Consider the following 14,534-nt stretch of genomic DNA (forward strand, 5'->3'; position numbering starts at 1 on the left):
TACAATAAACCACGTTTTTTATGTCTAGAAGAGTGTAGGTAGAATAGTTGAGTCAAAACATTAAAAAGGTGGTCAAGTGACCACCTTAGGATGTGAAGGAATTCTGAATATCTAACCGTGAAAAATAATTGCTTTCATTCTATTGCCCTCATTTTTTCAGTCCACGTAACTGTAGCCTATCCAAAGAATTTATTCTGAAGGTTAAAGAAGCTCTACTTGTTCTGGACGACGAGATACCAGTCGGACCAGATCCAGCGTAAGCATTGGAAGTGTCATACCTGCCGGATAAGCTAAATATCTTGCTTGCCATTCAGGTGAGAATTTTTCCTTGTAACGGCGCAATCCCTCAAATCCATACCAGTGCCCACCATATCGGAACACCAGCCGAGCTAATTTTTCTTCACGATGCGCATTCTGATTTTCACCCACACTGGAGAGCGGAGACATACCCAAATTGAAATAAGAATAACCTTGTTCTTTTGCCCATTCAATTATACGTACAAATAACACATCCATCGTTCCATTCGGTGTATCATTCAAATGGCGCATCAGATCAATTGAGATCACTTTATTTTGGTCATAAGCTGGAGCTAATGTTGCAAAAGCCAAAATGTGACCCTCAGCATTACGAAGCAATGTTAAGGGAGAGCGTTGAATATACGCTTCGTTGAACCAGCCTAAAGAATAAGCTTTTTCTTTACGATCGCCTAGCCACTCATCCGAAATCTGACGTAATTCAGACAGTAATTCTGAATGATAGGGTGGGGCAAGCACTTCAAATATTTGACCTTCACGATCTGATTTATTTTTAGCAGTTCGCAAGTTCTGCTTACTTTTCCCACTTAATGTGAATGTAGTTAGAGGAACCAAAGCTTCTTCGCCTAGTTTGAAGAATTTGTAACCATTCTCATGATAGATCGATAGATATTCAGGTGTTGCTTGATAAAAAACAACGGTTAATGCATACTGATCCGCATACCTCTGAAATTCTTGAATCGCAGCAGAGACAAGATTTTTATTACCAACTGGGTCGCCAAGTACAATTAATTTGTGACGCACTCGAGAATAGGGAATTAAAATTTGATCATTTTGCGCCCAATAAAAATTTTTGTCTCCTAGATAGAGAAGATGAGTCAAAAGATTACCGTCTTCTTTGGCAATAAATTGAGTTAATTTCTCTATACCCGCCTCATCTGGACGTATTCCTGTGTAGCGATGCGGGCGTAAGGTGAATATAGATGCCATTAAAATTAAAGCACCGATTAATCCAACAAGGGCCGTCACTGCATATTCATGCGGGTTCAAAAACCATTGTTGAGTACGCATTGGTAGATGTCGCAAAATAGCTGGATGAATATGTGTACCAATAACGTAATACGATAACGATGAGATAAAAGCAAGGAACGCCCAAATCCAGATACTACGTAAAGAAATACTAGCACTTTCACTGTTAAATCGAGCCCGTGATATCCATAGCACCAATGCAACAATAAGTAAAATAATAGCTTCCTCGTAATCGAACCCTTTGGCAAATGTGAAGATAGCACCTGCTAACAACAATGCTCCCGTCCATATGTAAGCGCGACGAGTACGCATTGAAATACCACGTGATACGATAATAAGCATAATACCGATAGTCACAGATAACTGTTCTGAAAAACGCATAATAGGTAAAGATAACACATGTTCCATAAAACGTAGGCGAGCAATTAGGCCTGGGGTAGCCGCAGAAAGTAGTAATATGATACCACTGGTGAATACTAACTTTCCAAGCGCCCATGCTCCTAGATCACTAAGTAGACCGAAATGAGAAGGCCAGCCCCAGAATTTGACCCATGTGTTACGTGAAGCGTCCAGACTAGTTGTAATCATTTCACGCATTTGTTTACTGTTCGGACTCATCTCAAACGTAGCTAGCACAAGACCGATCAACCAAGGAACTACAAAGTAAAAAATGCGGAACAATAACAAAATCGTTAGTGCATGTGATGGATCAACACCTAATGTCTGAAGTCCAAGCAACACGATCAGATCAAATGCTCCAATACCACCTGGCGCCATACTAATAATCCCTGCAATTGCTGCTACAATATACACACCGAATACCGGGGCAAACGGTAAATGATTCAGATCATAAAAAGTGAATAACCAAAATAATGCCCCTGCACAAGCCCACTCTAGAACAGAGGAACCTAGAGAAGCGATGACTACTTTCCAAGGTAACTTGCCATCGCCCTTATGAAACCATTTGGCGAACAGGGAAGATCGTTGCATTAATAGGAAGAACGGTAAGTACAATGAAACTCCCCATACACCGATACGAAGCCAAGGAAGTTGTTCAAAAATAGGTTCAACAGGAAAAACACCGACCAGTACAAGACAGCCAAGTAAAGATAGACCGACTAATACGATAGGCGATAAAAAGAGTGCAGCAGCTCCCATTGTTTTCATAGGAACGCCACTTCTCTTATACAGTAATGTACGTAGTCCTAGACCGGTAAGACCAGCGAACCCAATCATATTGTTAAATGTATTGGCTATCCATGCATATCGATAAGTCGTTTTCCAATTGATATCAAGCTTAAATTGTTTTCGTATTAAATAATCATAAGTACTCATTACAGATACCGCTATAAAAGAAGCAATGATCAATTGAATAACGACATGAACGGGCATCATGCGTAATTCATGAATAATTTTAGCTAAGTTAATATTCTGAATCTCGTGTCTTCCATACACATAGATAATGACTAAAATAGCTACAGGAATCAGTATCCTAATAATTTTAGCACGGTACAAAGCCAAAAATAGCTGTAAAATTTTAAGCTTTCGAAGCAATTCTCTCATTGTGTCGTCGACTCCACCCTCGGACAAAATAATATCGATATTTTTAATACAAGACGGATTGTCAAACCAAATGCGGCAGGACTTCTGTGAAAGATTCGTGAGCGGTCCTCCAATCCAGACATTTTCGGGGTCGGTGGTTAATTAGATCCAGTAAATGAAGGAGATCTTCATCCGTGACCCAAGCCATCAGTACTCTTGGGGAGGAACCCAGCAGTAAACCGTTAGCATTTTCATTCAAACCGCGTTGCTAGGACAAATAGCGTCAGCAAAATAAACTAGCAGGTTAAGTATAGCCTCCATATCCGCCTAGCAAGCAAACTACTTGGTTCAGTTAGCAGTGGCTGTGAATAAGCTGCCTGCGGGGTACTGTGTGATGATTACACCTAGCGCAATCTCTATGAACAACTCCGTACGATCGGCATTGTTGATGGGAGTATGCAAGCGGGTTTATGTTCAATTATTGTGGCTACGTACGCTTCATCCTTACCGTGGGCCAGATACGAGGATACTAGATGAAGTTTCATATGGGATTGTATTCTAAAAGAACTCAGAGAGAGGGCGAAATAAGAATAGATAGGCATAGCGTTAATTAGATTTATTAAGTTATTACTGACCATTTTGAACTTCTCTCTTTTTCTTTCAGAAAGCATAATAAAAAAAACTAAGGAATTAATGAGTATATTTCTAAAGAAAATCTAAAGAATTTGTATAACTAAGTAATAACTTGAAATGGAGATTCTTTCGCTAAGACTCTCCACCGTTAAAGTTGAACAGGGCTTCCTACGCAAGTGCTCCAGTTGCAAGCTCCATGATTAAGCTTCAGCGCCCCCCATCTCGGTTAAAAGACGGAATTCAGTGTGAAAGCTCTAACTACGCATGAAGAGTTGAATATATTCTTGACTGAATCGTATTCAATTTATTGATACTCGGATATTTTATTGTTTTATAAATATAAAAAATCTTATTGCCAATAAATATAGTTATAAGCTAAAGGGAGGAACGATGATGCCCCTAAAATCAGATTCTTTGAAAATATATGATTTTGCTTCAGTGACACCTTTGGGTATCCATTATCGGCATGCGCATTCAATATACCCAACTGACTGGAAGCTTCTTTACCTAGATACGGATCCCGAAGAACTTGAAGAGTGCAGAATTGTTGTAAGAGAGTCATTACTTTGATGCGAAATCCATTCTTGGCTAGATCGATACCTTGCGGTTTCTTTTATAAGATTCGCTTCTGCTGCCAGAAGTAGAGTATAGTAGGAGTAGTTGGAAATATATTCCAGGAGGCTACAGCCATGTCACAGGAGATATGGATTAATCTGCCGGTCAAAGATGTTGAGAGGTCAACTGCCTTTTTCAATGAGATTGGATTCCATGCGGCTAGCGTTGGTAACGAGAGAGCCAAGCTTGCCATAGGCCAAACAACGATTCTGCTGTTCCCGGATGCGGCGTTTGAGAAATTTACAGGTTCAAAAATCGCAGATACTTCCCATACCGCAGAAGTAATATTTTCCATTGGCGCTGAAAGCAGAGAAGAAGTAGATGCCTTTATTCAAAAAGTAGAGTTTGCCGGAGGAAACATCTTTGGCAAACCGAGTGAAATTGACGGCTGGATGTACGGCGCAGGATTTGCCGACCTGGACGGTCACCGCTGGAACCTGCTGTACATGGATGAGAGCAAAATGCCGAAACGCTAATATGAAAACGCCGGTCACCTGCTTAAGGTCACCGGCGTTTTTTACACCCCCTATAATCTCATATCCGTAATTCAAATCAAAATCGTTGCTTAGAAGGAAAAATTCGTGGGTTAAATTTATACAAATCACCTGGGCTATCCCTAAGCTAAGGGATATATTATATATTTCCAATCCTTTTGAAAATCTCGATCGCTCAAGAGTAGAACTTGTGCATGGATTGACCCATTTGCTTAATAATGCGGGATTAGACCCTAATAATTTAAGTGCTTTTTCTTTAAGAACAGAAGTTATAAAAATCACGGCCAACTTTAACAGCTGGCCTGCGGAAGTAATAGATTTGTATCTAACAACTTCAAAAAACGTTCTAGAAGGTATAAAGGAGATTATTCAGTCTTTTGCTGACCCGAACACACAGCTGAAAGAATTGTTAAAGAAACGTGTGTGAAATACAATGCAAATGGAGGAAACAACTATAATGATTGTATTACAGTTTTGCCTATCATTATTATGGCAATAGCATTATACATTCATGAAGGACATCCTCAATTATCATATGCTTTAGGTACTTTTGGTCTAACGCTTGTACCCGTTGTATGCGGTAGAACATATCCGGATGACCGGTCAGAACCCGTTAATACTTGATGGTTGTTGGTCATTAAATATACGGAGGAATGTACGCACATAGAAGCTGTCGTTGGTGCATCTTGGTTCACTCCCATCCGTTAAAAATTTAGTCCAGAGCAATATCCTGACTCTCTCTCTTGGATATACTTTTTAATTGGAAGCAACCTTAGCACGGTGCAATACCGAACTGAGGTTGCTTCAGTTAACTAAGACATACTGCCGTTTACTTCAGATAGGTTCCCGTTTCTCCAATTCCACCGCTGCCATTCAATACATATACCCTTGCGTTTCCTTTGCCGGAGCATGTCAGGGTGATCTTGCCATCAGTAACGGTTTTGGAATTACCAGTCACCGCATCCACATAGGTTCCGTTCGGAATTCCGGTAAATGTGGCGTTTCCTGAAATCGTGACCAATGCAAAGCTGTCAATGCCTTTGGCGCTGTCGGTATATCTTCTCTTAAACGCCAGATTGCCCGTTACATTCTCTGTGGAATACTGTCCTTTTTGCAAGGCGGGAACAGCTCTTCTGATTAAATTAAGCTGTCTGATATGTTTGGCCAGAGGATGGTTGAGCGATTCCGCAAGCGTGCCGGTAGCATTTGTGTATTTGCCGTAATCTTGTACTGTAACACTGCCTTCCATGTGATCGCCGTAATAAGCCCGTCCCGTTTTGCTTAGCGGTGCGTTTGGACCCGGATCAATGACAGCCCCCTTTTGGAATTCGATTTCGGAACCATAGAAGATAGCGGGTATTCCGCGGAAGGTGAACATCAGATCGAGATTCTCGGCCCAAGTGTCCTGTGTGCCCGCAAATCTTTGATTTTCCGGAGCCTGGTCGGGCGCATAGTCATGCGAGTCGATATAGGTTACATTCCAGGTAGCATCATTATAGTATTGATCGCCACTTCTCATATTGAATGCTTCCTGCGCGGTCTTGAATGCCCAATGCATCGGAAAATCAATCACATCCATGCCCGATTTCATTGAATAGTCAGGCGTATGATAGGTATTTCCGTTTAAGAGAGCATTGTTCGAGGTTGGCTGTCCTGCTGTAGTAGAGTTGTCCGCCCACTCTTGTTCAACCGACACTTTATTGGAGGCGTAATCATTCTTTCCATCGCCCGGATACGATTTCGAGCTTTTCCAAGTATAGAATGGCGTCGAGATCGCCGGAATTCCACTGTTCCAGACATCTCTGTAACGGGTGGCTACTTCTCCAAAAATATAGAAATCCGAGCCGCCTCTTGTCTTCCAGGCAGGAATATAGTATTTATTGAAAATATACCGGCTCACATGCTTCACCGTATCGACACGGAAAGCGTCAACACCCATGTCTATATAGTGATTGTAGGTATCAATTAAATATTCGTTAACTGCAGGGTTTTCCGTGTTCAAATCCACGCAATCTCCCGCTATCTGACCAGTTTGGACAGTATAGGATTCCCAGGAGAGGCTTTTCTCTGTATGGTAAATGTTATTGTTCGTTTCCGCGTTCTTCATTAAAGTGAGCCTTGCCTGATACTGCTGATCGGGTGTCATAGAATCATAGTTTGACGGCAGCTTATCCGTAGTTTTCACCAAGTTGTTAGCCGTATCCGGTTTAGCCGGATCTTTCTTGAACATGGGGTACAGATTCTCTTCACCGAAATTACCGGTATGATTGACAACGATGTCTTGAATAACCTTCAGCCCTTTGGCATGGGCCGCATTGATCAAATCCTGGTAAGAAGCTCCCGCCGATTCATATCTTGGGTCTACTTTGGCGAAATTTATTGCATGGTAACCATGATAATCATAACCGCTGGCATTCTGCACAACAGGTGTAATCCAGACGGCGCTGAATCCGAGGGCTTTGATATAATCGAGCTTTTGAATCAGCCCCTTAAAGTCCCCTCTCCAAGCTGGGTCCGAATCCGGATTACGCGCCTTGGCATCATCCCATGCGTGCATGTTGTTGCTCGGATCACCGTCATAGAACCGGGAAGTAATCACGAAGTAAATAGTATCTTCCCGAAAATCACCTTTATTTCCAATATTATAAACAAAGCTTTGTTTGGTTTGATTGCCAGCGCCGTCTATAACGAGAAATTTTAATGTCGTGGTCTTGGAAATAAGGATGGACGGTCCGGTCAATCCGGCCATAGCGTTGCCCAGGATATATACTTTCGAGCTTATGGTTGGTTCCGTACCATCGTCCGTGTAGTATGCCTTGGTCGTTGCCGCCTTGTTATCATTTAGGTTGAAGGATACAGTCACAGAGGAATCGGAATGTCTGGTAGGCAAATTCGCTGTGATTGTCGGAGCTTGCAGATCTGAATTCAGGTCAATCATATAAGCGAAAGAGGATGCATTTCCAGTTTGACCGATTGAGTTGACACCGAAGGCCTTAATGGTCAAAGAGGAAGCAACTTGGATTGGAGAGGTATACAAGGTCGAGGATGTCGTAGGTGTCGAGCCGTCTATCGTATAGTAAATCTTATCGTCACTGTTGGTGCTGGAAAGCGTCACCGATTGGGACGAATCATATGTTTTGGGTACAGGGGAGGCGGAAATCGCCGGAATTTTAGGCATTTCCGGGCTGGTATCATACCATGTGTTATCTGTGTAATACCAGCCCTCTTTCACACTGCGGGACAAGTCGGCCGTCTGTTTGCCGCTACCGTCATTAAAGATGAGACTTGAGCCTGTGGCCTCGGCAATGGTGTAGCTGTACCAGTCGTTTCCATCCGACTTCATCAGGATTCCCGGCCACGCTCCGCTTATCGGAACGGTTGTCGGATTCAGATTCCAGTAATGGATTCGAATCGCTGAATTCCAGCTTGAAGGTTTCTTAAAGTGAACCGTTAACCCAGTTTGAGTTGATTTAGGTATTGTGGTAGGTGCATACGTTGCGGTAACGATAGACGTGATCGAAGCGGTTGTAGAGGGAAGGGTAGTCGCTGTGGAATTCGTGTAGGTGGCTGTATAATCGGTGCTACTGGCCGAAGCTACGCCGGGTAAACCGAAGAAGTTGAAGCAAAGCGACAAAATAATCAACCAAGAAATAAAACTCCCAGTTTTTTTTCCTAGCAAGTTAACAACCTCCTGATAATATTTAGTGGAATAAATAATGCAACCGGTTGCATTAAAAATAAAAAAAAAAGAAGACATTTATTTTGATAAAATGGATTCTTTGATCGCCTCCTCCGTGGTATATATGGAAAATAATCATTGTACGCGCTTACAAAAGAAATTATGAGAAAAGCCCATTCACGCATGGCTCTATACCAATGATTTTTTCCTTTTATGATTATATCATCCATACTTTTACTGGTCAATGAATTGCTAGGAACATATTTCAAACCTAAGCTAGCCTGTTCATAATTGAAGCCAACGTCCAAAAAGCCTTGAAAGGCACATGTTAATGTATCAAAGCGAGTCGCTAAGCAGATGTCAATAAGCAGTATATGGTCAGGAAAGAAAATAGAAAACGCGAGCGTGAGTATCCTAAGGTGGAATGGACAGCAATATAAGCTTGAACTTGAAGCTGAACCGGGGATGATTCCTTCAAACGTAATACTTGTTGTCTGACTTCCCTTCATTAAAGTTGGTTCCTGAGTTATAAACCGATTGGAGTTACATGACCCCTTTCCTGTATTGGTATCTTTAAAGTAATTGAAGCAGGAAAATGCTAACCATCCGCAAACATATGGGTTAAACAGGGGATTTATTAAATACCTGATTATATTCAGCTGCGCATCGGTGATCGCCAGCTTTGAATAGATTTCCAGCGATTTTATTCATGGCCGAATGCATCATCAAAAAAAACAGCCACTACAGGGCTGCTTTTGGTACTATGGGCTAATTGCTCGTGTATTTTACCCAATCATATTCAGCGTATAGCGGATTCGCTCCATTATACGAACCTAGCCAGTCGTCAACGCCAGTGCCATTCCATAAATTCATCATAATCTTGCCTGGCGTGCTTGGTATGTTTGTAGTTGCCGTATGCTTTAGAACCCCGTCAACATACCACTTAATGTACCCTGGCTGCCAATCAAAAGCATAGGTGTGAAAGCCTTTTGATGCATCGAAGCCCAGATCTACAATCTTCTCGTGACCACCGACCCCGTTTGTATAATAGTTGAATTGCACTTTTGTCGTGTCTTTGCCTAAAAATTCAATATCTATTTCATCCCATTGCGTGCCATCAGTAGGTCCCGTATACGTAAAAAAGGAAGATACGATCCCTATATTTTTAGCCGGCTTCATGCTGACCTCGTATAAGCCGTATCTGTAAGTGTTCGTCGATCGATACTCTCCGCAGTCAAATTTATTGTACGCAGAACTTGTTAAGCCAAGCTTCATTTTGCCATCGTTCGTAAAATTGACATTATTGGCACGCCAAGTGCAATTAAACATGTTCCCATTGGAATATCCATCCGCTTTTTGCCATGCACCAGAATTGAAACCATTAAGTGGTTCCCAAAAAACATTCCCCGCATAAACGCTTACCGAAAAAAACAGAGAGACAATTCCAGTTGCCAGTAAAGTAAACCAAGATTTCTTCTTCATTTTACACCTCCATAAAAGATTGACCAAACATGAAAGAAACGGCTGGCAATGATACATTATTTCAAGTATTGACCGGCTTACCGAAAAAAATATAAAACGCTTCCATATTTGGTATCTTCATTGTAGCTTGAAATTGAGGCGTAGACTATAGCAAACTTAACGCTTGAAACATAATTTAAAAAAACCTAAATTTTATCAAGTTGTGGTTTAAAAATGCACCGCTGGGCCGCTACGCTACTCACCCCGATAACCAGAGCCCTTACGTCCGGCGGGGAAGTTGAATCCAAGAAGGATGGTTAAAGAAAAGATAGCAAGACCTTTTTAAGGGGGCCTTGCTATCATTATGGTTTAGAGCAATTGTGACCTTTAATTTTGGATTCGCAAAGTTCAGTCACCTAACATTTACGGCCATTTTGAGGCCTTCCGTTATGTAAGGTTGTTGAAATGATGAGGAGAGAGTATAGTTTGTATGTATTTATTTTGTGCGGGAAGAGGTTAATATGGCGACAATTCATGATGTAGCATTAAAAGCGGGCGTGTCAGTCACTACAGTATCCCGTGTAATGAATAACCGAGGATATATCAGCGAAACTACACGCAAAAAAGTGTTTGACGCAATGGAGGAGCTTAATTATCAACCGAATGAAATAGCACGATCTCTGCTACGTAAGCAGTCCAATATTATTGGCCTTATTATTCCCAATGTCTCGCATCCTTTCTTCGGTGAGCTTGCCAATCAGGTCGAGTATTATGCCTATCAGCATGACTGCAAGGTCCTGCTGTGCAATTCACATATGGATCCCGTGAAGGAAAAAGTATATATCGATATGTTGAAGCGGAACCGGGTGGATGGCATCATTATGGGTAGCCATACATTAGAAGTAGAAGAGTACCGACATTTGAATTCACCGATCGTGACGTTTGATAGGCAGATCGACCCGTATATTCCTTACATATCCTCGGATAATTATCGCGGAGGCGAGCTGGCTACGGAGCTGCTCATTCGCAAAGGCTGCCAGAAAATTGCGCATATCTGCGGAAATCTGGAGCTGAACATGCTGTCCAATGAGCGGACCAAAGCATTCCGGGATGTCGTGGGCAGGAATGGTGTCGAGCATGTGATCGTTCAAACAGACTTGAATGTGTTCGATCAGAAGGAGTACGAGCGAATCATTTCAAAACTCGTTCATGAACATCCCGATGTGGATGGAGTGTTCGCAACAAGTGATATTATTGCCGCTTTTGCGCTGAAAGAATATATTCGCGCTGGAAGGCATGTGCCAGAGAATGTGCGCATTGTAGGCTTCGATGATGTAAGCGTTGCTTCCTGGCTGACGCCGGAACTTACATCGGTAAGACAGCCGATTGCAGACATCGGCAGACTGGCGGTCGAGCTGATCCGCAGGCAGGCGGAAGGGGAGCAGGTACAACCTGTCAATCTGCTGCCTGTTGAACTAATTGAGCGTGCAACGACCTGAATGAAAATCTGTTCCTCTAACAAGGGGAACAGATTTTTTTTAGTACATGTTAAAAATTCAACATGTCAAACGATTGACACAAGTTAAACCTTTGACATATAATCCGTTTGTAAGCGTTTTATTTAAGTGTTCAGAGCCATTATATAAATAAGGGGATGACAACAATGAGGAAATTCAAAAGAGTTCAATGGATGGTAATGCTGCTTCTTTTGGTTATGGTGGTGTCTGCATGCAGTGGCTCCGGAGGAGAAGGTAATTCGGCTTCTGGAGGGGGATCAGGGGATTCAAAAAATGTGAAAATTACGCTTTTGAACTCCAAAGGCGAAATCCTTCCACAGCTGGAGGAAGCCGCGAAGGCGTTCCAGAAAGACAATCCGGGCATTACTGTTGAAATCCAGCCGGTTCCGACTGGTGGTTCTCCTTTTGAGCGTGCCTCCGCATTGTATGCATCAGGAAACCCGCCGACCATGATCATGCTAGATACAGGTGATGTTGAGAAATTCAAGGACCGTATCCTCGATCTAAGTGGGGAAAAGTGGAATGCGGACACTGTTGAAAACGCTACCACTGCTACGACATTTGATGGTAAAAATTACGCGTTTCCACTGGCTGTTGAAGGCTACGGATTCATTTACAACAAAGCCGTTGTAGATAAAGCGGTAGGCGGAAGCTTTGATCCCACCACAATTAAAACCCGAAATGACCTTGAAAAACTGTTTCAGCAAATCGAGACATCCGGAAAGAAAGCACTGGTGATTTCATCAATGGACTGGTCCCTGGGCGCTCATTATTTGCCTCTTGCTTATGCAGGCCAGAACAAAGACATGGCTGAAGTGGACAAATTCATGGCGTCACTAAAAGCGGGCCAGGCGGACTTGGCTAATAATCCTGTATTTAACGGACTTATGGATACATTCGACGTCATGATGAAATACAATATCGATCAGGCTTCTCCGCTAGCAGGAACTTATGAACGCGGACCGGAACTGCTCGGCAAAGGTGAAGTTGGCATTTGGTTCATGGGCAACTGGGCATGGCCGCAAATCAACAGTTTTGATACCGCTAACAAAGAATATGGTTTTCTGCCTGTACCAATCAGCAACAATGCCGATGACTACGGCAATCAGGAGATTTCGTCTGCTGTATCCAAGCGCATTGTTATTGACAAGGAGAAGGCTACTCCAGAACAGCAAGAGGCGGCGAAGAAGTTCCTGAACTGGATCGTCTATGAAGCGAAAGGCCAGGATTTCCTCGTGAACCAAGCAAACATTATCCCGGCGTTCAAAAATATTACACTGCCTGCGGCCGATCCGCTTGGCAAGTCCATCCAGGATTATATCGCAAAAGGCAAGTCAGAGCAGTCGATGAGCATGCTGCCTGCCGACCACTGGTCCAAGACAGGATCTTCCATGCAAAAGTATCTGGCGAAACAGGGTGATCGCGCAACACTGGTTAAAGAAATCGAAAACTACTGGAAGACCGCAAAATAAGGTTGTTTTCAAATTACCCGGAATAGAGAGAGAAATCAGGGACAAAGAGAGGGATCATCATGATTGCGGAAAAAGGAGTATGGAATCGGCTGCGGACGCGGCTGCTGTTTACCGGACCAACCTTGTTTGCCTTCATAACAGTAATGATCATTCCATTTTTGTACGGCATCTATCTGACGTTCACAAACTGGGATGGTATTTCCACCACACTATCGCTGGTTGGCATCCAAAACTATCTGGCTGTTTTTAGAGATATTGAGTTTTGGAAATCGTTCGGCTTGACGCTCAAGTATGTGTTTTATACCGTTGTTCTTATCAATGTGATCGCTTTTATGCTGGCTTATGTGCTGACAAAAGGGTTAAAAGGACAGAGTATTTTCCGGGCGGGATTTTTCCTGCCCAACCTTGTCGGCGGCATTGTACTCGGTTTTATATGGCAGTTTATATTCAACAACGTGCTTGTCTATTTGGGACAACATGCCAGCATACAGTCGCTCAGCACGACTTGGCTGGCTGATCCCGACAAAGCGTTCTGGGCACTCGTGATTGTAACCGTGTGGCAGAACGCGGGTTACATGATGGTCATTTACATCGCGGGATTGACGGGTGTGCCGAATGATATTATGGAGGCCGCAAGCATTGATGGGGCGAACAGCTGGACCAGACTGCGGAAAATGGTGCTGCCCTTGATGGTTCCTTCTTTCATCGTATGTATATTTTTGTCCCTGCAGCGCGGTTTTATGGTCTATGACGTGAACCTTGCGCTCACGAAAGGTGGGCCGTTCAGCAGTACTCAAATGGTGTCGATGCATGTGTATGAAAAGGCATTCCTTTCCCGTGATTATGGTGTGGGGCAGGCAGAAGCATTCGTGTTGTTCCTGATGGTTGCTCTCATCACTCTGCTTCAGGTTTATTTTAGCAAGAAGTTGGAGGTGGAGGCGTAATGGCAAGAAAAAGAGTTGCTTCCTCCGTGATCAAATTCATTGTGTTGACAGTCATACTCATATTGTTCATCGTACCGTTCGTCTTTCTGCTGATCAATTCGTTCAAGGAAAACATGGCCATCACCTCAAATCCGTTATCGCTTCCAGAGAGCTTCAGTATGGTCAATTATATGAATGCATTCGATAAAATGAATTATATCGCTGCCTTCACCAACTCATTGGTCATAACGGTGTTAAGTGTTCTGTTTATCTCACTGTTCGCGGCGATGACGGCTCATTATTTTGTCAGAAACAACACCAAGTTCAACCAATATACATTTATGCTGATGGTTGCATCCATGATCATTCCATTCCAGGCTATCATGATTCCATTGGTGAAAATCTACGGGTCCCTTGATCTGCTGAACAGTAAGTGGTCGCTGATTTACATGTATATCGGTTTTGGCAGCTCGCTGGCCGTCTTCATTTATCATGGTTTTGTAAAGAGTATTCCAAAGGAACTGGAGGAAGCGGCGCTAATTGACGGATGCACGCGGTTTCAGACATTCTTCCGGATCGTGTTTCCGGTACTGATGCCCACGACGGCCACCATTTCCATTCTCAATGTGCTGTGGATCTGGAATGATTTTCTGCTGCCTTCCCTCATTCTGGTCGATCCGGAGCAAAGGACACTTCCATTGTCCACGTACAACTTTTATGGAACCTATACAGTGGATTATGGTCCATTGATGGCAAGTTTGGTACTGACGATATTTCCGATCATTATCATCTATCTGTTCGCCCAGAAGTATATTATTCAGGGTGTTATGCAAGGTTCGATTAAATAACTGCAGGGGAAGGATGCTTTATCAAACAGACTAAAGCGTATACGAGAGAGCGTGCAGATCAATTTA

At 42.9% G+C, this 14,534-nt stretch carries 9 protein-coding genes; 6 read left to right on the forward strand and 3 right to left on the reverse strand.

From position 1 onward, the window contains the following. Positions 1–201: 201 nt before the first annotated feature. Positions 202–2,847: a bifunctional lysylphosphatidylglycerol flippase/synthetase MprF gene (mprF, locus tag MKX59_RS04315; protein ID WP_340857679.1), complete on the reverse strand. Its 2,646-nt coding sequence runs from the start codon at positions 2,845–2,847 to the stop codon at positions 202–204. Positions 2,848–4,148: 1,301 nt separating this feature from the next. On the opposite strand from mprF, the gene MKX59_RS04320 reads away from it, so the two are divergent. Then, positions 4,149–4,550, forward strand: coding sequence for a VOC family protein (locus MKX59_RS04320; RefSeq protein WP_071558210.1), 402 nt, complete (start codon positions 4,149–4,151; stop codon positions 4,548–4,550). A gap of 208 nt (positions 4,551–4,758) precedes the next feature. Next, positions 4,759–4,995, forward strand: a complete 237-nt coding sequence (locus MKX59_RS04325) for a hypothetical protein (protein ID WP_023990439.1) — start codon at positions 4,759–4,761, stop codon at positions 4,993–4,995. Between the two features lie 402 nt (positions 4,996–5,397). Here the strand turns inward: MKX59_RS04325 and MKX59_RS04330 are convergent, their stop codons facing one another. Both MKX59_RS04330 and bglS read right to left on the reverse strand, forming a co-directional pair. Beyond that, entirely contained in the window at positions 5,398–8,247 is a 2,850-nt protein-coding gene (locus MKX59_RS04330) for an alpha-amylase family glycosyl hydrolase (protein WP_076264998.1), read from the reverse strand. A 768-nt stretch (positions 8,248–9,015) separates the two neighbouring features. After that, the gene (bglS, locus tag MKX59_RS04335) at positions 9,016–9,729 is read right to left on the reverse strand and encodes a beta-glucanase (protein ID WP_028541754.1); all 714 of its coding nucleotides are present in this window, start codon (positions 9,727–9,729) and stop codon (positions 9,016–9,018) included. A 500-nt stretch (positions 9,730–10,229) separates the two neighbouring features. Here bglS and MKX59_RS04340 point away from each other — a divergent pair, with 500 nt between their 5' ends. The 4 genes from MKX59_RS04340 to MKX59_RS04355 all read left to right on the forward strand — a co-directional run bounded on the left by MKX59_RS04340 (position 10,230) and on the right by MKX59_RS04355 (position 14,468). After that, a complete protein-coding gene (locus tag MKX59_RS04340) occupies positions 10,230–11,207 on the forward strand; it encodes a LacI family DNA-binding transcriptional regulator (RefSeq protein ID WP_023990435.1) in 978 nt (325 codons plus the stop codon). A 164-nt stretch (positions 11,208–11,371) separates the two neighbouring features. Continuing rightward, positions 11,372–12,697, forward strand: a complete 1,326-nt coding sequence (locus MKX59_RS04345) for an ABC transporter substrate-binding protein (RefSeq protein WP_023990434.1) — start codon at positions 11,372–11,374, stop codon at positions 12,695–12,697. A 59-nt stretch (positions 12,698–12,756) separates the two neighbouring features. Beyond that, the gene (locus tag MKX59_RS04350; RefSeq protein WP_028541756.1) at positions 12,757–13,641 is read left to right on the forward strand and encodes a carbohydrate ABC transporter permease; all 885 of its coding nucleotides are present in this window, start codon (positions 12,757–12,759) and stop codon (positions 13,639–13,641) included. Then, a complete protein-coding gene (locus MKX59_RS04355) occupies positions 13,641–14,468 on the forward strand; it encodes a carbohydrate ABC transporter permease (RefSeq protein ID WP_025723176.1) in 828 nt (275 codons plus the stop codon). The genes MKX59_RS04350 and MKX59_RS04355 overlap by 1 nt, the downstream gene beginning before the upstream one ends. Positions 14,469–14,534: the final 66 nt, after the last annotated feature.

Origin of the sequence: Paenibacillus sp. FSL R7-0340 (assembly GCF_038002205.1) — a bacterium.
In the GTDB taxonomy this organism is placed as follows: Bacteria; Bacillota; Bacilli; order Paenibacillales; family Paenibacillaceae; genus Paenibacillus; species Paenibacillus polymyxa_B.